At 70.3% G+C, this 22535-nt stretch carries 19 protein-coding genes; 13 read left to right on the top strand and 6 right to left on the bottom strand.

Annotation, left to right across the window (positions count from 1 at the left end):
• Positions 1-58: 58 nt before the first annotated feature.
• Positions 59-1054, bottom strand: a complete 996-nt coding sequence (locus tag G6N30_RS20590; protein ID WP_134058657.1) for an MPT63 family protein — start codon at positions 1052-1054, stop codon at positions 59-61.
• A gap of 117 nt (positions 1055-1171) precedes the next feature.
• A complete protein-coding gene (locus G6N30_RS20585) occupies positions 1172-2548 on the bottom strand; it encodes a MinD/ParA family ATP-binding protein (protein ID WP_179965501.1) in 1377 nt (458 codons plus the stop codon).
• A gap of 578 nt (positions 2549-3126) precedes the next feature.
• Here G6N30_RS20585 and G6N30_RS20580 point away from each other — a divergent pair.
• The 13 genes from G6N30_RS20580 to G6N30_RS20520 all read left to right on the top strand — a co-directional run bounded on the left by G6N30_RS20580 (position 3127) and on the right by G6N30_RS20520 (position 17744).
• Positions 3127-3975, top strand: coding sequence for an ESX secretion-associated protein EspG (locus G6N30_RS20580; protein WP_134058654.1), 849 nt, complete (start codon positions 3127-3129; stop codon positions 3973-3975).
• A gap of 12 nt (positions 3976-3987) precedes the next feature.
• Positions 3988-4524 (top strand): YbaB/EbfC family DNA-binding protein, encoded by a 537-nt coding sequence (locus tag G6N30_RS20575; protein WP_134058651.1) that lies wholly within the window; start codon positions 3988-3990, stop codon positions 4522-4524.
• Positions 4517-6238 carry a type VII secretion AAA-ATPase EccA gene (gene eccA / locus G6N30_RS20570; protein WP_134058648.1) on the top strand — a complete coding sequence of 574 codons (1722 nt, stop codon included), beginning with the start codon at positions 4517-4519 and terminating at the stop codon, positions 6236-6238. Before G6N30_RS20575 ends, eccA begins: the two co-directional genes overlap by 8 nt.
• Before the next feature lie 3 nt (positions 6239-6241).
• On the top strand, positions 6242-7723 hold the full coding sequence (gene eccB / locus G6N30_RS20565; protein WP_134058645.1) for a type VII secretion protein EccB: 1482 nt from the start codon (positions 6242-6244) through the stop codon (positions 7721-7723).
• 30 nt (positions 7724-7753) lie between these two features.
• Positions 7754-9994 (top strand): type VII secretion protein EccCa, encoded by a 2241-nt coding sequence (gene eccCa / locus G6N30_RS20560; protein ID WP_134058642.1) that lies wholly within the window; start codon positions 7754-7756, stop codon positions 9992-9994.
• Between the two features lie 31 nt (positions 9995-10025).
• Entirely contained in the window at positions 10026-11804 is a 1779-nt protein-coding gene (gene eccCb, locus G6N30_RS20555) for a type VII secretion protein EccCb (RefSeq protein ID WP_134058639.1), read from the top strand.
• Positions 11805-11950: 146 nt separating this feature from the next.
• Positions 11951-12244 (top strand): PE domain-containing protein, encoded by a 294-nt coding sequence (locus G6N30_RS20550; RefSeq protein ID WP_059160478.1) that lies wholly within the window; start codon positions 11951-11953, stop codon positions 12242-12244.
• Positions 12245-12295: 51 nt separating this feature from the next.
• On the top strand, positions 12296-13639 hold the full coding sequence (locus G6N30_RS20545; RefSeq protein ID WP_134058636.1) for a PPE family protein: 1344 nt from the start codon (positions 12296-12298) through the stop codon (positions 13637-13639).
• Between the two features lie 92 nt (positions 13640-13731).
• A complete protein-coding gene (locus G6N30_RS20540) occupies positions 13732-14031 on the top strand; it encodes a WXG100 family type VII secretion target (RefSeq protein ID WP_059097366.1) in 300 nt (99 codons plus the stop codon).
• Between the two features lie 30 nt (positions 14032-14061).
• Entirely contained in the window at positions 14062-14349 is a 288-nt protein-coding gene (locus G6N30_RS20535) for a WXG100 family type VII secretion target (RefSeq protein WP_011557499.1), read from the top strand.
• A 106-nt stretch (positions 14350-14455) separates the two neighbouring features.
• Positions 14456-15898, top strand: a complete 1443-nt coding sequence (locus G6N30_RS20530; RefSeq protein ID WP_134058633.1) for a MinD/ParA family ATP-binding protein — start codon at positions 14456-14458, stop codon at positions 15896-15898.
• Positions 15895-17424, top strand: coding sequence for a type VII secretion integral membrane protein EccD (gene eccD, locus G6N30_RS20525; protein WP_134058630.1), 1530 nt, complete (start codon positions 15895-15897; stop codon positions 17422-17424). Before G6N30_RS20530 ends, eccD begins: the two co-directional genes overlap by 4 nt.
• An 11-nt stretch (positions 17425-17435) precedes the next feature.
• Entirely contained in the window at positions 17436-17744 is a 309-nt protein-coding gene (locus G6N30_RS20520) for a type VII secretion target (RefSeq protein WP_134058627.1), read from the top strand.
• A gap of 5 nt (positions 17745-17749) precedes the next feature.
• On the opposite strand, the gene G6N30_RS20515 is transcribed toward G6N30_RS20520, so the two are convergent.
• The 4 genes from G6N30_RS20515 to mycP are packed head-to-tail and all read right to left on the bottom strand — an operon-like array spanning position 17750 to position 22498.
• On the bottom strand, positions 17750-18070 hold the full coding sequence (locus tag G6N30_RS20515) for a YbaB/EbfC family nucleoid-associated protein (protein ID WP_134059282.1): 321 nt from the start codon (positions 18068-18070) through the stop codon (positions 17750-17752).
• Positions 18071-18078: 8 nt separating this feature from the next.
• Entirely contained in the window at positions 18079-19713 is a 1635-nt protein-coding gene (locus G6N30_RS20510) for a PPE domain-containing protein (protein WP_134058623.1), read from the bottom strand.
• A gap of 44 nt (positions 19714-19757) precedes the next feature.
• The gene (eccE, locus tag G6N30_RS20505; RefSeq protein WP_134058620.1) at positions 19758-21155 is read right to left on the bottom strand and encodes a type VII secretion protein EccE; all 1398 of its coding nucleotides are present in this window, start codon (positions 21153-21155) and stop codon (positions 19758-19760) included.
• Positions 21152-22498, bottom strand: coding sequence for a type VII secretion-associated serine protease mycosin (gene mycP / locus G6N30_RS20500; protein ID WP_134059279.1), 1347 nt, complete (start codon positions 22496-22498; stop codon positions 21152-21154). The genes eccE and mycP overlap by 4 nt, the downstream gene beginning before the upstream one ends.
• Between the last annotated feature and the right edge of the window lie 37 nt (positions 22499-22535).

The following is a 22535-nucleotide window of genomic DNA, read 5'->3' as shown; positions in this document are numbered from 1 at the left end:
CGGGGCTACCGCGGCTTTCGCCGCAGCAGCCCCGCCGTCGTGTCGAGCGGTCGGTGCGTCAGGGCACCGGAGTGGGGGTGGGGGTCGGGAGGACCAGGCCACCGTGCGGCACCGGCGCCTGATCGCCGGTGCTCACCGGAATCGGCGCGGGGCCGTTGCTCGCGGGCTGCGGGGCGGGGGCCGCCGGGGCCGGAGCTGCCGGGGCCGCGGGTGCCGCCGGGGCCGCGGGTGCGGGCGCCGCGGGAGCGAGCGCCGGGGTGCCTGCGCTACCGGCGGGCACCGGAGTGCCCTGGACGCCGGCCGGAAGCGGGGTGCCCGCGCTGGTCGCGGGAAGCGGTGTGCCGGAGCTGGTCGCCGGAAGCGGCGTGCCGGAGCTGACCGCGGGCAGCGGGGTGCCGGAGCTGCCGGCGGGCGCCGGGACGACCTCGACGCTGGCGGGCGCCGGTGCACCGGGCGTACCCGGCTCGACGGCTTCGGCGGCGGCAGGCGGAGTCGACTCGGCGGCCTGCGGGGTCGACGCGGTGGTGCTGCCGGACGGCGAAGAGCTCGAGCGCGGGCCGGACGGCGTGCTCTTCGGGGCCGGCTGCACCCACACGAGCAGGTCCCGGCCGCCGTCGTTGTAGACGACGCTGTCCGGTGCGGCGCCGGTGACGTCGAAGTACAGCTTGCCGGTGGTCTGCTGGCCCTGGCCGAGCGTGGCGGGGTTGACGCCCTGCGGGGTCGCGACCTGCCACAGCGCGCGGTAGGTCTGACCGTCCTTCGTCCGCGCGTTGAAGTTCGACACGATCGGCGTGGCCGCACCCTGGACCGCCTGGTCGGTGGCGGTGGCTTCCCACAGCGTTCCGCGCACGGCGTAGGGGATGGTGTCGGTGCTGGTCTTCAGATCGGTGACCGTCCACCCCTGGACGACAGATCCGTTGACCAGGTCAGCCTGCTGCCCGATCTCGTGGATGGCGGGTCCTGCCGGTGCCCCGGACTCCGCCGCGGCGATCGGTGCGGCCATGACCGCGCCGGCTGTCGCGACGGTTGCTGCAAAAACAGTGGTGATCTTCAACGTGGTTCACTCCTGAGTCGTCCTACGGCCGACTCCCCCGTTCCTGGAGGCGGTCCCGCTAGCGAACCTAGCAAATGATGACGTTGCTGGGCACCCCCGGTCGGCAGGTCGGCGGCCTCAGCCCCGTTCCCGGGAACGGTCGTCGGTGGACGGGAAGTGCTCGGCCAGCGCGGCTGCGAGTTCGAGGAACTTGCGGCGCGCGGCGGGCGACATCTCCCGTGTCCCGCTGATCACCCCGCCCGGCCGCAGATGCCCGTCGAACGGGATCTCGATCACCCGCTGGCCGTGCCCGGCAAACTGCTGAGCCAGAATCGAGCGGGTCCGCTTGTCGGCGTGGCCGTCAGAGTCGTTGAGTACCACCACTGTCCGCTGCAGCAACCCGGTCATCCCCCTGGCGGCCAGCCAGTCCAGCGTCTGCCCTGCCGCGGCCGCGCCGTCCACCCACGGGGACGACACGACGATCAGCGCGTCGAGATCGCGGAGCACCTCCTGGGTGACGGGGGAGTCCATCGTGGAACTGCAGTCGACGATCGAGATGGAGAAGTACCGGTCCAGGCGGGCGGTCGCTTCGCGGTAGATCGCCGGATCGAGCACCCGCCGCCGGGCCGGAGTCCCCTCCCCGGCGAGCACGAACAGCCCGGCCGCGTTGTTGCCGACTCGGCTGCGCACATCGGCGAACGATTCGAGATGCTGGTCGGAGGCGAGCTCCCAGTAACTGCCCTGCGCGTTCGGGTCAACGCGGCTGCCCAATTTGCCGAACGCGGTGTCGGCGTCGATCGCGACCACGCGGTCGTCCTGCCGGAGTTCGGCGAACACCGAGCCGACGCTGGCCGAGACCGTCGTCTTCCCGACGCCGCCCTTACCCATCACACCGACCTTGTAATGCCCGCGGAGCACGCCACGGATCTGGTTCTCGAGCTCGATCTGGCGCAGCTCGTCGGGGGATTGCCCGGGATTGATCAGACCGAAGCTGGCCTTGAAGACCAGCCGGCGCCATCCCCGGGCCGGCGGAGTGCGGCGCGGCGGGACGAGGTCGTTGACCCGGATGCGATCGGCGTACGAGCCGGGGGGTGAGGCCATCGGACCGGCGGGTCCGTAACCCTCCTGCGGCCACACCTGCTGCGGCGGGGGGCCCATCGTCGGTGGACCGGCGGGCGGTGGGCCCGCGGTCGGCCGTTGGCCGCGCGGCACCTCCCAGCCCGGCGGCTGGCCCCACCCGCTGGGGTGCTGGTGCGGTGGTGGGGGCGGCGGACCCGCCGGCATCTGTTGGGTCTCCCGGAAGCTGGCGCGCCGTTGCGGGTCGCCGACGACGGTGGGGACGTCGGCGGGCGGCGGGACGTAGGGGACCGCGGGCGACGGACCGTCGGCGGGGGGCCGGTGCGGGATGGGCGGTGGCATGCGGGGGCCTGATGGTCCGGTGTCCGGTTCGAAGTCCTCCTCCTCGGAGCCGGTCCAGCCGAGCTCTCTCCGCAGGGCGTCATCGCGGTCGGTCACTACGGGCTCCTCCGGGAATCAGACGAGGCGGACGTCGCGTCCAGTATCAACTAATCCAGCCGCGATTCCCCGAGCGCCGCCGATCGAGCAACATCAGCAAAGTTATGGTGGCGGCAGGAGCTCCGCTGCCCAGCAGGGGCCGCCGCTGTGGCCGCTGGTAGCGGGGGGTGCGCCCAGCCGGCCGGCCCGCCTTTGCGTATTGCGCGACGTGGCCTGTCCATACCGAGTCCGACGCCGAGGGTGGGCATTCGCTGTGGGCCACGCTTTGGTCAGTTCAGGGCCATATGCATGCGCGGTCGCGTATTGCTGTCCGCCCTTGCCGAGCGGCGGGGAAAGCCGTGATCGGGGCCGGAGAATTGTGCGCTGGAGGTGCGCGGTGCGCTGGTACGCTCACTTGCGGCGATGCGATGCACGGCCTGGCGATGTACCGGTGATGTTGCGCGATGCGGCAAAGATACGAACAATCCGGGGCAGGAGCCGGCGCGCACGCGGCGCCGATCGGCTGTCCGGAGGTTCCGAGGACCTTCGGCCGAAGAGGTTGGGGAGTCCATGGGTGATCTGCGGGTCGCGGAAGGTCGATGATGGCCAGCGCACCGGCCGCGTCGAGCGGCACCCACTACGACGACGTCGTCGCTGTCGAGGTCACGATCGACGGCATGCTGGTCATCGCCGACCGGATGAACGTCATGGACTTTCCTCCGTCGCTCGGCATCCGGCTCAACATCCCGCAGCCCGACCTGCGCAAGATCGTCTGGGAGCAGGTGGCGCGGGATCTCACCGAGCAGGGAGTGCTGAACTTCTACGGCGATCCGCACCCCGAGGTGGCCGCGATGGTGGACACCCTGAGCCGGTCCGACCGGGTCCTCGAAGGACGCTGGTGGCGCCGCGACGTCGGCGGCAAGATGGTGCGCTTCGTCGTATGCCGCAAGGGCGACCGGCACGTCGTGGCCGCCCGCGACGACGAGATGCTGGTGCTGCAGCGCGTGGCCCCGCAGATCGGGCTGGCCAACATGGTGACCACCGTGCTCGGCAGCGCCGCGCCCGCCGACGTCGAACCGCTGACCGGGGTGGCCAGCAAGCTCGCCCAGTGCCGCACACCGAATGAGCTGCAGGCCTACGGGATTCCGCTGCCGTCCGCGCGCGCCTACGCCGACATCATCGCCGACCCGGCCAGCTGGGTGGAGATCACCGCGACCGAACGTCACCCCGGCGGCACCCAGACGACCACGGACGTGGCGGCCGGGGTGCTCGACTCTCAGCACGGTCGCATCGTGTCGATTCCGCGCCGGGTCAGTGGTGAGCTCTACGGCAGCTTCCTGCCCGGCACCCAGGAGAACCTGCAACGTGCGCTCGACGGGCTGATCGACTTCCTCCCGTCGAAGACGTGGTTCGACCAGAGCGACGCCGACGCCTTCCACGGGGAGTGAGCGGAACCCTCCATGGTGGGTGACTATTCGCCGCACGAACCCGATGACGACGTCGACGACCTGTCGGCGCTGGACTTCTACCAACCCGTCACCGACGACGACGGGTCCGACCTCGCCGCGCTCGACGCCTTCGCCGCGTATGTCCCTACCGTAGACGAGGATCCGGATGCGGATCCGCTCCTCGCGGTGTCCGCCGCGGAGCCCGAAGGTGAACCGGAGCCGCTGTTCACGGTGACCAACCCACCCGGGACCGTCACCGTCACGGCGTACCTCGACGGCCGGGTCCAGCACATCGACCTGTCACCACGGGTGGCGAACATGTCCGAAACCGAACTCGCTGAGGAGATCGTGGTGATCGCGGGACTGGCCACACAGGACGCCAAATCGGCGCAGTACCAGTACATGCTCGACGGAATGCGCGAACAGGGCCACGACGATCCGGCCACCCGCGACTTCCTGCAGCGCGACCTCGACCTCCCGACACCGGAAGAAGCGCGAGCACGCCGCGCCGAGGTGTTCGCCACCAGGTATGCAGGTAGCCATGAGTGATCACCTGGCCAGCCTGTTCGGCAGCGCGGTCGGCATGCTGCCCAACGCGCCCGCGCGTTCCTACGAGATGTTCACCGACATCACCAACTACGACGAGACCGCCTGCGACGCATGGGTGGGACGCATCCGCTGCGGCGACATGGACCGGGTGACGCTGTTCCGGGCGTGGTACTCCCGGGGCAACTTCGGCCAGCTGGCCGGTGCCGCCGAGATCTCGATGAACAGCCTGGCCGCACGTATCCCGATCGGCGGACTGTTCGGGGAGATCACCTATCCCATCACGTCCCCCTTGGCGATCACCATGGGCTTCGCGGTCCACGAGGCGAAGGAAGGCAACTACGCCGACGCCATGGAGGCGCTCGAGAACGTGCCGCCCGGCGGCGCCGACCACCTGATCGCGTGGGTGAAGGCCGTCATCTACGGTGCGGCCGAACGCTGGACCGATGTGATCGACCAGGTCCGCGGCGCCAACACCTGGCCGGACAAGTTCCTCGCCGCGGCCGCCGGCGTGGCGCACGGCGTGGCGGCCGCGAATCTCGGCCTCTTCACCGAAGCCGAGCGGCGACTGACGGAGATGAACACCTCGCCCGCCGGTCAGGCGTGCGCGCAGACCATCGCCTGGTACCTGGCGATGACGTACCGCAGCCAGGGCAACGAAGAGGGCGCCCGCGCGCTGCTGGAGTGGCTGCAGGCCACCCATCCCGAGCCGAAAGTGACGGCCGCCCTCCGGGATCCGTCGTATCGGCTGGTGACCACCACCGCGGAGAAGATCGCGGCGCGCACCGATCCCTGGGATCCCGCCAGCGTGATCGCCGATACCTCCGGGCGGGAGAAGCTGCTCGCCGAGGCACAGGCCGAACTCGACCGCCAGATCGGGCTGAGCCGGGTCAAGGAGCAGATCGAGGCCTACCGCGCGGCCACCCAGATGGCCAAGATCCGGGCCGCCCGCGGCATGAAGGTGGCCCAGACCTCCAAGCACATGATCTTCGCCGGACCGCCCGGCACCGGGAAGACGACCATCGCGCGAGTGGTGGCCAACATCCTGGCCGGGCTCGGGGTGATCTCCGAACCCAAACTCGTCGAGACCTCCCGCAAGGACTTCGTGGCCGAGTACGAAGGTCAGTCCGCGGTGAAGACCGCCCGCACGATCGACCGGGCCGTCGGCGGCGTGCTGTTCATCGACGAGGCCTACACGCTGGTCCAGGAACGCGACGGCCGCGCCGACCCGTTCGGCACGGAAGCGCTCGACACCCTGCTGGCGCGGATGGAGAACGACCGGGACCGCCTGGTGGTGATCATCGCCGGATACAGCGCGGACATCGACCGCCTGCTGGAGACCAACGACGGTCTGCGTTCGCGGTTCGCGACCCGCATCGAATTCGACTCGTACTCACCGGACGAGATCGTGGAGATCGCGAAAGTCATTGCCGCGTCCAACGATTCACTGGTCAACGAGGAGGCCGCCAAGCTGGTGCTCGAGGCGGCGACGCTGCTCGACCAGCGCACCCTCAACGGCAAGCCGGCGCTGGACATCGCCGGCAACGGTCGCTACGCCCGGCAGTTGGTGGAGGCCGGTGAGCAGAGCCGCGACATGCGGTTGGCGCGGTCCCTGGACTTCGAGAACCTCGGGGTCGAGCAGTTGAGCGAAATCAACGGTGAGGACATGGCGTCGGCGATCGCCGCCGTGCATGCCCGCCTGAACATCAGCGGGTGATCAATGGCGAGTTTCCGGCTTACCACCAAGGTGCAGGTCAGCGGTTGGCGCTTCCTGCTGCGCCGGGTCGAACACGCGATCGTGCGCCGCGACACCCGCATGTTCGACGATCCGCTGCAGTTCTACAGCCGCGCGGTGAGCGCCGGAATCATCATCGCCGTCCTCATCTGTCTGGGCGCCGCGCTGATGGCCTACTTCAAACCGCTGGGCAAGCGCGGCGGTGACCAGCTCCTGGTCGACCGCACCACCAATCAGCTGTACGTGGTGATGCCCGGCGGCGGTGAGCTTCGGCCGGTCTACAACCTGACCTCGGCCCGGTTGGTGCTCGGCAACCCCGGCACCCCCGTAGCGGTGAAATCCGAAGAGCTGAACCGGATGTCGAAGGGCCAACCGATCGGCATCCCGGGCGCGCCCTACGCGACGCCGGTGTCAGGCGCCGCCGAATCGATGTGGACGCTGTGCGACACCGTCACCAAACCGGAGAGCGTGGCGCCGACGGTGGAGACCTCGGTGCTGGTGCGCCCGCTCGTGGTCGATTCCACGGTCGGCGCGCTGCGGCCCGACCAGGGCATGCTGGTCTCGTTCAAGGGCGCCAACTGGCTGGTGACCGAGGGCGGCAGGCATTCGATCGACCTGGCCGACCGGGCGGTGACCTCGGCGGTCGGCATTCCGGTGACCGCGCGGGCCACCCCGATCTCCGAGGGTCTGTTCAATGCGCTGCCCAACGCCGGACCCTGGCAACTGCCGCAGGTGCCGCGCGCCGGTGAACCCAACACCGTCGGACTGCCCGCGAATCTGGTGATCGGATCGGTGTTCAAGACCGTCACCGAATCCGACGAACAGCAGCACTACGTCGTGCTGCCCGACGGGGTGGCCCGGGTCAACGAGCCGACCGCGGCCGCGTTGCGTGCCACCAACTCCTACGGTCTGATCGAACCGCCGCTGGTGGAAGCCAGTGCGGTGTCGCGCATTCCGGAGCAGGTGTACGTCTCACCGCTGCCGGACAAGGCACTCGACATCCTGCTGCGCGAGGAGGATCCGACGCTGTGCTGGTCGTGGCAGCGCGTCGCGGGCGACCAGGCGCCCCGCACCACGGTCATCGCCGGCCGGCGCCTGCCGATCGCCGCCTCGGCGCTGGGCACCGGAATCCAGCAGATCACCGGCGAGTCGACGGTGTACATCGACGGCGGGCAGTACATCCGCCTGCAGTCCCCGGATCCGCGGTACGGCGAGAGCCTCTACTACATCGACCCGCAGGGCGTGCGCTACGGGATCCCCGACGAGGAGACCGCGAAGAACATCGGGCTGGTCGGCCCGCTGACCGCGCCGTGGCAGGTGGTCAGCCTGCTCGTCGACGGCCCCGTGCTGTCGAAGCAGGCGGCCCTGCTCGAACACGACACCCTGCCCGCAAACCCGAACCCGCGCAAGGTCGGCGACGAGGGTCAGGACGCGGTGGCAGGCGCCCAACCGGGAGGTGGCGGATGACTGGAGGCGCCCGATGACTGGAGTCGTTGAATGACCACGAAGAAGTTCACCCCGACGATCAAGCGCGGGCCGCGCCTGACACCCGGCGAGATCACCGTGACACCGCCCGACGACCTGGGCGTCGAGATCCCGGCGTCGGGGATGCAGAAGGCCCTGCCGTGGGTGATGGGCGGCTGCATGCTCGGGATGATCGCGATCATGATCTTCACCGGCGTCCGGCAGCTGTCGCCGTACATGCTGATGATGCCGCTGATGATGGTGATGGCCACGGTGGGTTTCATGGCCGGCGGTGGGTCGGGGGCCAAGCGGGTGCCCGAGATCAACGCCGACCGCAAGGAGTACCTGCGGTACCTGTCGGGGCTGCGCACCCGCGTGACGTCGTCGGCGGCCGCGCAGGTGACGTTCTTCAACTACCACGCACCGCATCCCGAGGATCTGCTGTCGATCATCGGCACGAACCGCCAGTGGTCGCGGCAGGCCAACAGCGAGTTCTTCGCCGCCACCCGGATCGGGCTGGGGTCCGAACCCGCGGTGGACCGCCTGCTCAAACCGTCGATCGGTGGTGACGTGAACGGGCTCTCCGGTCCACAGGCGGCGCCGCAGCCCCACCTCGAACCGGTCAGCCACATGTGGGTGACGAAGTTCCTGCGCACCCACGGCCTCATCCACGACTGCCCGAAACTGCTTCAGCTGCGGTCGTTTCCGACCATCGCGATCGGCGGCGACCCCGACGGTTCGGCCGCTCTGCTGGCGGCGATGATCTGCCACCTCGCGGTGTTCCACCCACCGGACCTGCTTCAGCTCCGAGTGCTCACGGACAATCCCGAGGATCCGGACTGGAGCTGGCTCAAGTGGCTGCCGCACGTGCAGCACCAGAGCGACCTCGACGCCGCAGGCCCGACGCGCATGGTGTTCACCCGTCCCGACGGGCTGAGCGACCTGACCGCCCGCGGACCGCACACCGCCGACTCCGTGCCGAGCGGACCGTACGTGGTCGTCGTCGACCTCACCGGCGGGCGGGCGGGGTTCCCGGCCGACGGCCGCGCCGGCGTCACCGTGCTGACCCTCGGCAACCACAACGGCTCGACCTACCGCATCCGGGTGTCGCCAGAAGGCACCGCCGACGACCGTCTGCCGAACTCGCCGTTCCGTTTGGTCACCAACGTCAGCGACCGGCTCACCCCGGCGCAGGCCGGGCGCATCGCCCGCAAGTTGGCGGGCTGGTCGATCACCGGCGCGATCATCGACAAGAACGTCCGGGTGCAGAAGAAGGTCGCCACCGAATGGCACCAGCTCGTCGGCGCCCAGACCGTCGAGGAGGTGACGCCGGCCCGCTGGCGTATGTTCGCCGACACCGACCGCGACCGGCTCAAAATCCCGTTCGGGCACGAGCTGCGCACCGGCGACATCATGTACCTCGACATCAAGGAGGGCGCGGAGTTCGGCGCCGGCCCGCACGGGATGCTGATCGGCACCACCGGTTCGGGCAAGTCGGAGTTCCTCCGCACGCTGATCCTCTCGCTGGCCGCCACCCACCACCCCGACCAGGTGAACCTGCTGCTGACCGACTTCAAGGGCGGTTCGACGTTCCTCGGGATGGAGAAGCTCCCGCACACCGCCGCGGTCGTCACGAACATGGAAGAGGAAGCCGAACTCGTCAGCCGCATGGGCGAGGTGCTCACCGGCGAACTGGACCGCCGCCAGTCGATCCTGCGCCAGGCCGGTATGCAGGTCGGCGCGGCGGGCGCGCTGTCCGGTGTGGCCGAGTACGAGAAGCACCGCGAACGCGGCGCCGACCTGCCCCCACTGCCGACGCTGTTCGTCGTCGTCGACGAGTTCGCCGAGCTGCTGCAGAACCACCCGGACTTCATCGGCCTGTTCGACCGCATCTGCCGCGTCGGCCGGTCGCTGCGCGTGCACCTGCTGCTGGCCACCCAGTCGCTGAACACCGGCGGCGTGCGCATCGACAAACTCGAGCCGAACCTGACCTACCGGATCGCGTTGCGTACCACCAGCTCCGCGGAGTCCAAGGCGGTGATCGGCACGCCGGAGGCGCAGTACATCACCAACAAGGAGAGCGGTGTCGGATTCCTGCGGGTCGGTATGGAGGATCCGGTGAAGTTCCAGAGCGTCTACACCGGCAACCCGTACGTCCCCGCCGCGACGGTGCAGGAGGACGGCGAGGTCAAACCGCGCCAGAACAACCGCAACAGGGTGCGCATCCACAAGTTCACCGCGACCCCGATCTTCGATACGGCGGTGTCGTCATGACTTTCAGCGAGGAGCCGGAGGCGGATCGCACATGACCACTGCCGAACAGAAGGTGCTGCGCGAGGTCGTCCTCGACCAGCTGACGACGGGCGAGACGCGCGCCTACCGGATGTGGTTGCCGCCGTTGACCGATCCGACGCCGGTCAACGAACTCGTCGAGCGCGACCACCAGCGCCGGCCGCTGCGGTTCGGGCTGGGCGTCATGGACGAACCCCGCAGGCACCGTCAGGAGGTCTGGGGTGTCGACGTGTCGGCCGCCGGCGGCAACATCGCGATCGGCGGTGCCCCGCAGACCGGCAAGTCGACGTTCCTGCAGACGCTGATGATGTCGGCCGCGGCCACCCATTCGCCGCGTGACGTCCAGTTCTACTGTGTCGACCTCGGCGGCGGCGGCCTGATGTACCTCGAGGACCTGCCGCACGTCGGCGGTGTCGCCACCCGCGCCGAACCCGACCGTGTCAACCGGGTGGTCGCCGAGGTGAAAGCCGTTCAGCGCCAGCGTGAGCGGACCTTCAAGGAACTGCGGGTCGGTTCGATCGCGGGTTACCGGCAGATGCGTGAGGATCCGAACAACCCGGCCGCCGCCGATCCGTTCGGCGACGTGTTCCTGGTCATCGACGGGTGGCCGGCGTTCGTCGCGGAGTTCCCCGATCTCGAACCGGTCGTGCAGGATCTGGCCGGACAGGGTCTGGCGTTCGGCGTGCACGTCATCATCTCCACGCCGCGCTGGACGGAACTGAAGTCCCGGGTCCGCGACTACCTCGGCACCAAGATCGAGTTCCGGCTCGGCGACGTCAACGAGACGCAGATCGACCGCATCACCCGCGAGATCCCGGCGAACCGGCCGGGCCGGGCGATCTCGATGGAGAAGCACCACTTGATGATGGGGGTGCCCCGCCTCGACGGGGCGCACAGCGCCGCGAACCTCGTCCCGGCCATCTCGGCGGCCGTCGCGCAGATCGCGGCGCAGCACACCGAGCGGGCGCCGCAGGTGCGGGTGCTGCCCGAACGCGTCTACCTCCACGAGCTCGATCCGGCCCCGCCGGGACCGGACTCCGACTACCGGACGCGGTGGCGCATTCCGCTGGGCGTCCGCGAGTCCGACCTCAGCGTCGCCTACAACCAGATGCAGATGACGCCGCACCTGTTGATCTTCGGTGCGCCGAAGTCCGGCAAAACGACGATCGCCCATGCGGTGGCGCAGGCGATCTGCCAGCGCAACAGCCCTCAGCAAGTGCGGTTCATGCTGGCCGACTACCGGTCGGCGTTGCTGGACGCGGTGCCCCAGAGCCACCTGCTCGATGCCGGTGCGGTGAACCGCAACCACGCGTCGCTGGAGGCGGCAATCAAGGCGCTGGCAACCAACCTCCAGAAGCGGCTGCCGCCGCCCGACCTCACGACCGCCCAGCTGCGGTCGCGGTCGTGGTGGAGCGGGCCCGACGTGGTGCTCCTCGTCGACGACTGGCACATGATCGTGGCGGCCTCGGGCATGGTCCCGCCGATGGCTCCGCTGGCGCCGCTGCTGCCCGCGGCGGCCGATATCGGCCTGCACATCATCGTGACCTGCCAGATGAGCCAGGCGCATCGGGCCACGATGGACAAGTTCGTGGGCGCCGCCTATGGCGCGGGGACCCCCACGCTGTTCCTGTCCGGGGAGAAGACGGAGTTCCCGTCGAGCGAGATCAAGCTGCGTAAACGGCCACCTGGCCAGGCGCTTCTGGTGTCGCCGGACGGTAAGGAGGTCGTCCAGGCGGCCTACGTCGATCCCCCCGAGGAAGAAGTGTTCGCACCACCCCCGCAGGGCGGTTAGTATCTAACCAGAGCGTTACAGCAACGTTGGTGGATATCTGCCAGCAAATAAGTCGGGGGATGAGTCCGGAGACGACGGGGCGCCTGTCTCGAGCCGTTCACGATCGCTTGTCCTGCATATCGGGAACCACTGAAGGGAATGCGCAAATGCAACCTCTCGAACACAATCCGGGCGCAGCGGGCATCGGGGGCCAGGTCGTCGCAAATGGCGCGCGGGGCCTGGCCGGTGGGACGGCCGCCACCGCGGCCGTGACGGCGCTGGTGCCGGCGGGTGCCGACGAGGTGTCGGCGATGGCGGCCGCCACGTTCGCGGCCGAGGGTGCGGAGACCCTGGCGCTGAACACCTTCGCGCAGGAGGAACTCTCCCGCGCCGGTGCGGCGTTCATGGAGATCTCCGGCATCTACGCCGCCGTCGACGCCGCCAACGCAAGCACCTTCTGAGCGGGCGCGCAGCGTCCCCAGCGGATCTCCTAGCGGAGTGACCCACTCACCATGGCACTGACGGGCATACCCCTCCCCCCGACCTGGACGGCGCTGCCGCCCGAGGTCAACACCGGGCGGTTGATGGCTGGAGCCGGCCCCGCTCCGATGCTCCAGGCCGCCGCCGGGTGGGAGGCGCTCGCCGTGCTGCTGGAGACCCAGGCCGACGAGTTGGCCGCCAGCCTGGCGAATCTGTCCTCGATGTGGACCGGATCCGCCAGCGAGACCGCCGTCTCGGCGACCATGCCGATGGTGGTGTGGTTGCGGACCACCTCGGCGCAGGCCATGAAGCGGGCGCTGCAGGCGGCAAACCAGGCGAGCTCGTACACCCTTGCAATGGCAACTACTCCGCCGATCCCGGAGATCGAACAGAACCACATCACGCACGCCGTGCTCGAGGCGACGAACTTCCTCGGGGTCAACACCGTGCCGATCGGGGTGAACGAGTTCGACTACTTCGTCCGGATGTGGAACCAGGCCGCCGCGGCGATGGACGTGTACCAGGCCGAGACGCAGATGAACCTGCTGTTCGAACCGATCCCGCCGATGACGCCGATCGTCATCCCCGGGGTCGGGGAGACCACCGGCGCGGCGGCGGCCGCGCAGGCGGCGGCGCGCGCGCCGATGGGCGCGTTGCGCAACGGGATCATCGCCGCGGCCAGCGCCAGCGCCAAGATGGAGTCGGTCGGCCTCAACGCCGGCCGGGCGATGTCGCAGGGGAACATGGCCGCTCAGCGCGCCGAGGGCGCGGTGAAGAAGGGGGAGAACGCCGCTCAGCAGGCCGGGCAGCAGCCGCAGGAGCAGATGCTGCAGCAGGGCGTGCAGATGGGTGTCCAGATGGCCGGGCAGGTGGGCTCGATGGTCGCCCAGGCGCCACAGCAGTTCGGGCAGATGGTGCAGACCCCGATGCAGATGCTGACACAGCCGCTGCAGCAGGTGTCGTCGATCTTCGGCCAGATGGGTGGCGGGCTCGGCGGCGACAAGGCGCAGATCGGCCTGATCGGTGCCACGCCGTTCTCCAACCATCCGCTGGCGGGCGGGTCAGGGGCGAGTTCGGGCGCCGGTCTGGTGCGGGCGGCGTCGCTGCCCGGTGCCGGCGGCAGCTCGGCGCGAACTCCGTTGATGGCCAACCTGATCGGCGACAAGGTGGAGGCCGCGCCGGTCGCGGTCGGCGCGGGGGCGGCGGCCGGGGCCGCGGTCGGGGGTCTGGCACCGGTCGGTGCCGGTGCCGGCGGCGGCATGGGCCCGATGGGGATGGCCGGACAGCAGGGCAAGAGCGGCGGTTCCAAACCGGGGCTGACCGCACCGGCACCACTCGCCCACGACCTGGGTGAGGACGAAGGCGACGACTGGTAGGCCGTCGCAGACACAGACTTCCCGGTTCACGTGACCGGAAGACTCGCCATTTCCCGTGGTGAGGACACAGGAAAAGAAGGAATGTATCCAGCATGGCAATGAATACCGATATTGCTGTCCTCGCCAAGGAGGCCAGTAACTTCGAGCGGATCTCGGGCGAACTGCAGGGCGTGATGCGGTCGGTGGACGCCACCGCCAACAGCCTGCTCCCGCAGTGGCGTGGTCAGGCCGGCGAAGCGGCGCAGGCCGCGCTGCTGCGCTACCAGGAGGCCGCTCAGGCGCAGATCCAGACCCTGACCGAGATCTCCTCCAACATCCACACGTCGGGCACGCAGTACGGCTCGACCGACGAGGATCAGGCCGGCACGCTCGCGTCGTCCATGAACCTCTGACCACTCACAGACCAACACAAGGAGAAATCAATGTCGGAACAGGTATGGAACTTCGCGGGCATCGAAGGCGGCGCAGGCGAGATCAACGGCGCGGTCAGCACCACCCAGGGGCTGCTCGACGAGGGCAAGGCTTCGCTCGGCGCGCTGGCGGCGGTGTGGGGCGGTTCGGGTTCGGAGGCCTACCAGGCCGTCCAGGCCCGCTGGGACAACACCTCGGCCGAGCTCAACGCGGCTCTGCAGAACCTCGCGCAGACCATCAGCGAGGCCGGCTCCACCATGGCTCAGACCGAAGCCGGCGTCACCGGAATGTTCGCCTGACACCAAGCTGCATGAAGGTGGGCGGGACAGGCCAGCCGTCACCGCGCTGGCCGGCCTCGCCCACCTCGTGCGCTTCGGCGCAAACCCCACCATCGAGAGGCTTCCCATGTCGGCCGACTATGACCGGCTCTTCCACTCCCCAGACGCCGCTCAGACGCCCGACGAGGCGACCGTGCATGTCGACCGTGACGCCCTGATGCAGGGCAACACCGCGGCGCCGGCGCCGACCGGGGGTGCCAACCGCACCGAATCCGCGGCGCCGCCCCCGTTGCCGATCACGCCGCCGCGCACCCAGGCCGCACCGGCCCCGCCTCCGCGGCACGCCGAGATCACCACCCAGATGCCGCCCACCACGCAGGCACCGCCGTCGCAGGCCGCGCCGCCGCAGACCGCGGCCCCGCAGCGGCCACCGAACGGCATGATGCGCACCCCACAGACCAATCTGCCCGGCGGCGCCCGCTTCGAGGCGCCGCGGCAGGCGACCACGGCGGCGCCCCGCCCGGCGCCCGCGCCGCCACCGTCCGCGCACTTCACCGACGTGCCGCCCGCGGAGACGGCCTGGCAGCCCGGGCAGCCCCCGGCGCAGCCCGCGCCGACGTCCGCGGCGGCGATGGGCAACCACCGCGCCATCGACGCCCTGTCGCACGTCGGGGTGAAGTCCGCGGTGAAGATGCCGTCGCAGCGCGGGTGGCGTCACGTGCTGTATCTGCTCACCCGGATCAACCTGGGCCTGTCGCCGGACGAGCTCTACGAGATGGATCTGCATGCGCGGATCCGCCGCAACGCGCGCGACTCTTACCAGATCGGCGTGCTCGGCCTGAAGGGCGGCGTGGGCAAGACCGCGGTCACCGTGGCGCTGGGCTCGACGCTGGCCAAGGTGCGCGGTGACCGGATCCTCGCGATCGACGCCGACCCCGACGCGGGCAACCTCGCCGACCGGGCCGGGCGCCAGTCCGCGGCGACGATCGCCGATCTGTTGTCGGACAAGGAACTGGCCCGCTACAACGACATTCGCGCGTACACGAGCATGAACGGCGCCAACCTGGAGGTGCTGTCCTCCGAGGAGTACAGCCAGGCTCGCCGCGAGTTCAACGACGACGACTGGAAGGGCGCGACGGAAGTGGTGTCGCGCTACTACAACCTGGTGCTCGCCGACTGCGGCGCCGGGTTGTTCCAGCCGGCGTCGCGGGCGGTGCTCTCCACGGTCTCCGGTCTGGTGATCGTCGCCAGCGCCTCCATCGACGGGGCCCGGCAAGCCGCGGTGACGATGGACTGGATGCGCCAGAACGGCTACCAGGACCTGCTGGGCCGCTCGTGCGTGGTGATCAACCATGTCGTTCCGGGCAAACCCAACATCGACGTCGCCGATCTTGTTCAGCAATTCGAGCGACACGTCGCCCCCGGTCGTGTCATCGTGCTGCCGTGGGACAAGCACATCGCGGCAGGCACCGAGATCCAGCTCGACCTGCTGGACAAGACCTTCCAGCGACGCATCACCGAGCTGGCGGCCGCCTTGTCTGACGACTTCGACAGGCTCGAACGCCGTTGACCACCACCGCCGCAGCCTCCTCCACCTCGAGCGTCACACCCGGGCGGCCGTCGACCACCCGGGTGACGATCCTGACCGGCCGGCGCATGACGGACCTCGTACTGCCTGCGGCGGCGCCCATCGAGACCTACATCGACGAAACCGTCGCGGTGCTCGCCGAGATCCTCGAGGACACTCCGAAGGACGTCCTGGCGGGATTCGACTTCACCGCGCAGGGGGTGTGGGCGTTCGCGCGTCCCGGCGCACCGCCGCTGAAGGCCGACGAATCCCTCGACGACGCCGGGGTGGTCGACGGGTCGCTGCTCACCTTGGTGTCGGTCAGCCGGACCGAACGCTACCGGCCGCTGGTCGAGGACGTCATCGACGCGATCGCGGTGCTCGACGAGTCGCCGGAGTTCGACCGCGGAGCGCTCTACCGCTTCGTCGGTGTATCGATTCCCGTTGTCGCGCTGGCGATCACGGGGATGGCGATGGTCTCGTGGGATCGCACGGGCCAGAGCCTGTGGTGGGCGCTGGCGTTGGCGCTGCTGGGGCTCGGCCTGCTCGGCGGCAGCCTCATGGCGCAGAGCCGGTACGCCAACGTGGACATGGCGGAGAGCCTGCTGATCGCCTCGGTGCCCGCGCTGGCCGGCGCCGCGGCGCTGGCGGTGCCGTTGCCCAACGGTGTCGGATCGCTGGGCGCCCCGCAGATCGCCGGTGCCGGTGCGGTTCTGCTGCTGTTGACGTTGGCCACCAGGGGCGGCCCGCGCAAACGGGCCGAGTTCGCCGCGTTCCTGGCGGTGGCCGCGACGGCGCTGACCGCGGCCGCGGTGGCGTTCGGGTACGGCTGGAACCACTGGGTGCCCGCGGGTGCGGTCGCGTTCGGCCTCATCGTGCTGACCAACGCGGCGAAGCTGACCGTGGCCGTGGCGCGAATCGCGCTGCCGCCCATCCCCGCACCCGGTGAGACCGTCGCCAACGACGAACTGCTCGACCCGGTCACCTCGCGCGAAGGTGTCGACGAGGAGTCGCCGACGTGGCAGGCCATCATCGCCTCGGTGCCCGAATCGGCTGCGCGGCTGCAGGAGCGCAGCGTGCTGGCCAAGAAGCTGCTGATCGGTTTCCTGACCGCGGGCGCGCTGATCCTCGCGGTCGGGGCGATCGCGGTGGTGGTGCCGGGGCACTTCTTCGTCCACAGCCTGATCGTGGCGGGACTGGTCGCCGCGATCTGCGGGTTCCGGTCCCGGCTGTACGCCGAACGCTGGTGTGCGTGGGCGCTGTTGGCGGTAACGGTCATCGTCCCGACCGGCGTGATGGTCAGGCTGTGCCAGTGGTACCCCGACGACGCGTGGCTGGTGCTGGCGATCTACACCGCGCTCGGCGCGGTCGCACTGGTGATCATCGGCGCCACCGACGGGGTGCGCCGGGTGTCCCCGGTGACCAAACGGATCCTCGAACTGGTCGACGGCGCGTCGATCGCCGCGGTGATTCCGCTGCTGCTGTGGATCGCCGGCGTGTACGACTTACTGCGCAATCTGCGCTTCTAGAGGGGGCGACCGTGAGTGGCGACGTGTTGCAGGTGAATCCAGCGGTGCTCGACAGTGCCGGGACGGCATTTCAGCAGGCAGGGGCAGGGGTCGCCGACTTGCAGGCCGACGCGCCACTTGCCGACGCGGCCGGGGCGGTTCCCGCGCTGCAGACCGCCGCGGCCTGCCGTCAGGCCCAGGCCGACATCAGTGCGATGACGGCTGCGGTCGCCGGCGCCGCCCGCGACTACGGCCGGAATCTGCACGAGGCGGCCACCCGCTACGAGGCGGGGGACCGGGCCGGGCGGGACGCGATCGCGAAGGTCGACCTACCGGGCTGACCCGCTCAGCGTTCCCACGACTCGGTCAGCTCCGCCACCTGTGCGTCGATCCGCTCCCGGTCCGCTTCGATCGCCGCCGACGCCGCCTCGGTGGCGTTCTGCAATGCCTCGTTGAGCCGGTGCTCGACGACGTGCGCCCCCTGACGAAGCAGCCCCTCCTCGATGTGGATCCCGGTCAGGTGCTGGTGCCCGTCGAGGGTGACCTCGACCGTCTCGGTCTCGTCGGATCCGGTGAACGTCTGGCTGCTCATCTTGTGCAGCTGCTCGTCCATGATCGACTGCAGCTGTTGCGCCTGTGCGAGCACCGCCGCCACCTGGGGGTGCATCTCACCGGTCACTTGGAGTCCTTGCCTTCCTTCGGCGGCTTGGCAGGCCGGTGACCGATGACGCCCTCGGTCCACGGCCGGTCCTCGGTGTAGAGGTCTTCGTCGGGCGCCAGCCCGGGAGTGCGCTTGCGCTCGCCGCCGCCTTGGCCGCGTCCGGCGCCGTGCCCGCCCATCGGCATACCGCCCATCCCGCCCATCGCACCCATCGCGCCGGCGGGACCCGCCGCCGCGGCGGCGCCGCCACGACCCGCGCCGGCAGGGCCGGGCGCGACGGTCTCGGCGCCCACCGCGGGTTGCAGGGGCGAGGGCGGGACACCGCCGCCGCCACCGCCGCCGGATCCGCCGCCCGCGCCTCCGCCGCCGCCCCCGCTCGAGGCGGGCTTGAGCGCCGGGTCCTCCAGCGGCGGCAGACCCTCGGGGCCGCCGCCGGGCAGGCCTCCCGGCATCCCGCCGGGCAATCCGCCGGGCATACCGCCGCCGGCGGGGGCACCGCCTCCGGACGGCGCGCCACCGCCACCGGCGGGTGCGCCGCCTCCCGACGGAGCACCGCCGCCGGCCGACGCCGCCGCGGGCTGCGGGCCCCCTTGCGCCCCAACGGGTTCCGCGCGCATCCCCGACGCAGCGGGCTGGCCGCCCGGCTGGCCGCCGGGTTGACCGCCGCCGCCTCCGCCGGCGCCCTCACCCGAGCCCGGTCCGCCCGGCTCACCCTCACCGGGCTGCTGCTTGGCTTTCCTGGGGTCACCGTTGCTGCTGATCGGTGACACCGGCGCGGCTCCCGGCGGTGGATCAGGCACCTTGGGCAGGCTCTTGCCCGCGACGTCCGCGCTGTAGGTGGTGCGGACCTCTTCGGACTTCTGCTGCAGCGTGAAGTAGTCGGCGATGGCGGCCGCCGCGGCCGCCTTGTCACCGGTCCTGGCGGCGTCGGCGACCCGCTGCTCGACCTCCTCGACCTCGGCGACCGTCGGATGCGCGGCCGCCGCCGTGTCGTGCGCGTCGGCCATGTCGATGGCCTCCGTGCCCAGGAACTCATAACTCTCGGCCAGCTTGCCCAGCCACTCCTTGTGCGCGCGGACCGCGTTGCCCGCGCTCTCGGCGGCGGTGCCGTCCCAGTTGACGCCGTCGAGGTGGAAGTCCTCGGCGTGGTCGCGCAGCGTCTGGGCGAAACGCTTGGCCTGCTCGCCGTAGGTCCGCATGGGACCGGAGTCCCCGGAGTGGATGATCTGCGCTGCGGCCTTCACGTCCATGAAGCCGGCGTCGATGTCACCGCCGGCCATGGACGGGACCGTCGCGGGGAACTCGACCGCCGGAACCGACGGCGGCAGCGTCGGGTTGACCGGTACCGGCTCCACCGAGCGGGGGCTGTCGGGATACTCCAGCGCCTGGGCGGCCCGGTTGTCGATCTGCTGGTAGACATCGGCCGCCTCGTTGAGCACCGCGGCCAGGCGCTCGGCTTCGCGGTTGCCGGAGACGAGGTGGCTGCGCAGCGTGTCCGAGCCCGCCATGATGCCGGCGGCGGACGCCGTCACGAACGGGAGCCCGCACGGCGGGGTGGGGCGGGTCGACTCGTCGGTGATCTCCTCGTCGAGAGTGTTCGCTCGAGCACGCAGATCACCGGGTTCGACCCGGACTTCATCCCCCGACATGTCTTCCTCCTCAGGTCACCGCTCGGCGCGCAGTGAGAACCGCTTCACTGCTCGAGAGCCATCTGGTAGCGACTTTCCTCGCGCGGGTTGATCAACCGGATCGGCAGCTGCCGGTGCCGCGGAGTGTCGATGAAGTTGTGCCGCAGGATCACCCGGCCGACGCCGGGATGCGGGCTCAGGTACGTCGTCGCATTCGGCCACGACAGCTTGGCCTCCCGGCCGATCCGCCCGTTGACGAACCCAGCGAACTCACCGAACTGGGGACCGAGCGTCACCACCGCGCCGGCTGCCGCGGACCGGACCACGAACTGCGTGAACAGCCGGGCGTCACCGAGGTTGATGCTGACGTCGACGTCGTCGAACGGCATGTACACCGGATAGCGGTCCGCGGTCTCGCCGATCAGGATGCCGGCCGAGCCGATCGGCATCTCGTAGTGCTTGTCGGTGACCGGACTGATGCCCTGCAGGGCGGCGCGCTGCCCGCCGAACAGACACGAAAAGCCGCGTGGGGTAGACGGATTCGCCAATGTGGTGAGCAGCACGGTGGTGGTCGGCGCCGCGCCGGGCCGGATCCGCATGCGGGTGATGGTGTGGTCGGCGCGGGCGGACCACCACACATCCGGACCGCCGGGGGCGCTGTAGGCAGCGGTGAACGTGCTGCGGCCCTTGATCGCCGACCACGTCTCCCGTTCGAAGCTGACCTCGGTGGCGCGGTCGAAATCGTCGAAGCTGCGGCTGGGGCGGGCGTCGATCCCGTTGCTGGCCAACTGATCCGCCAGCCGGGTCGTCGAGGCCACCAGGTAGCGCGCCAGCCCCGCCACCCCGGTGTCGCGGCGCTGGGCGGGTTTGCGGGTCAGTTCCGGGTCCGCCCGCAGCACGATCCACGTCCGCCGGCTCGCCGGCGCCGGATACGGTCCGACCACCTGTTCGTAGAGCGCCACCAGGCTGGCCGGCGCCGTCTTGCCCACCCGGTAGCCAGCCGCCACCACGTCGGCCTCGAGTTCGGGGCAGTGCGCGGCGATCAGCTTCTCGACCAGCGCGGTGTCGAGGACGTCGTCGGTGAACGACTGCCCGTTCACCACGACGGTCGGGGTGAACGGCCGCGGCACCAGTTCGATCGCCGACATCAGGTGGTCGCCCTGCCACCGCACCGCGACGTGATCGCCGGGCATGACGGTCGATCCGACGGCGGGCTCCGACGGGGCGGGCGGCGTGCTGCGGTGCCTGCGCCGCCAGGAGAACAGGGCGGCGATCCAGCCGGTGAGCCGGCGACCGCGGACCGTCACGACCGCGATCAGCGCGAGCACCACCGACACCATGACGCCGACCCACAGCAGGTTCAGCGGGACGAAGATCGCGATGCAGGCCGGGATCAGCACCGCCGCCCATACCAGGTGGCCGGTGGTGAACCGCAGCCCGAACTGACCGGCGAGGGTCTTCATCGCCGCCTCAGCGCCCGGCGCGTCAGCGCGCCGATTCCCAGCACGAGGGCGAGCCCGCCGGCGATCACCACCACCGCGGTGATCGGGCCGCGGTCGGGCGGCGGCACGTAGACCGGCGGGGGCAGCTGTTTGACCCGGTACGGGATGTCGGCCGGGCCCTCGGGGACCTCCCAGGTCAGCGCCGCCACCGGATCGATCACGCCGGCGCCGACGTAGTTGTCGACCCCGCCGCCGGGATGGCGTGCGGTCGCGGTGATGCGGTTCATGATCTGCGCCGGGGTCAGGGCGGGAAAGCGCTCCTTGAGCAGCGCGGCCAGGCCCGAGACGTACGCCGCGGAGAACGAGGTACCGCCGATCGGTATCGGGCCGTCCTGTCCCTGCAGCGCGTTGACCGGCTGTCCGTCGTACCCCAGCGCGGTGATGTTCGCACCCGGGGCCGCCGCACCCACCCACGGCCCGGACATGGAGAAGTTGCTCGGCTGACCGTTGTCGTTGATGCTGCCGACGGTCAGGACCAGCGGCGAGTACCAGGCCGGGCTGACGATCGTCTGCACCTGCCGCCAGCCGCGCGGATCGGTCGGGATCGCGGGATCCGGCGGCGGGTTCTGCGTGCAGTCCTGCCCGGTGTTGCCCGCCGCCACCACGACGACCGCGTTCTTCACGTTGACCGCGTAGTTGATGGCGGCGCCCAGCCCGGTCTCGTCGATCGGGCGGGTGATCTTGTAGCAGGCGGCCTCGCTGATGTTGATGACCTGTGCGCCCAGGTTGGCGGCGTGCACGACGGCGCGGGCCAAACTGCGCAGCGAGCCCGCGGTCTGGGTGGTGTTCGGGTCGTTGGGATCCTGACGGGCGCCGACGGGCTGGAACGCCTCGGAGGTCTGGCGCAGCGACAGGACGCGGGCGTTGGGCGCGACGCCGATGAACCCGTCGGTCGGTGCGCCGCGGCCGGCGATGATCGACGCCGTCAGCGTGCCGTGCGAGTCGCAGTCCGACATCCCGTTGCCGGCCTGGTCGACGAAGTCACCGCCGGGTTCGGCGGGTACGCGCGGTGAGCCGTTCACCCCGGTGTCGATGACCGCGACGGTCACCCCGGCGCCGGTCGCGAATTTCTGCGCCTCGGCCAGTTGGAGGTAGTTGTTGGGCCAGGGCTTGTCGGCAAAGTTCGAGTTGGGCAGCACCGTGGGCGCCGAACACACCCGCCGCTGCTCCGTCGGCGAATCGGGTCCGGTCTGATCCGGCGGAAGTGCGGCCGGGTCGATGCTCGGCGGTTCGATCGCCCCCACCGGCGGCGCACTGACCAGCGCCAACAGTAACGCCGCCAGCACCACGCCCACCCGCTGCACCGTGCCCAGCACCCCCCTTGACGACCTGCCGACGGCT

The organism is Mycolicibacterium litorale (genome assembly GCF_010731695.1).
Lineage (GTDB): Bacteria > Actinomycetota > Actinomycetes > Mycobacteriales > Mycobacteriaceae > Mycobacterium > Mycobacterium litorale.
This window is presented reverse-complemented; position numbering and strand designations above follow the sequence as displayed.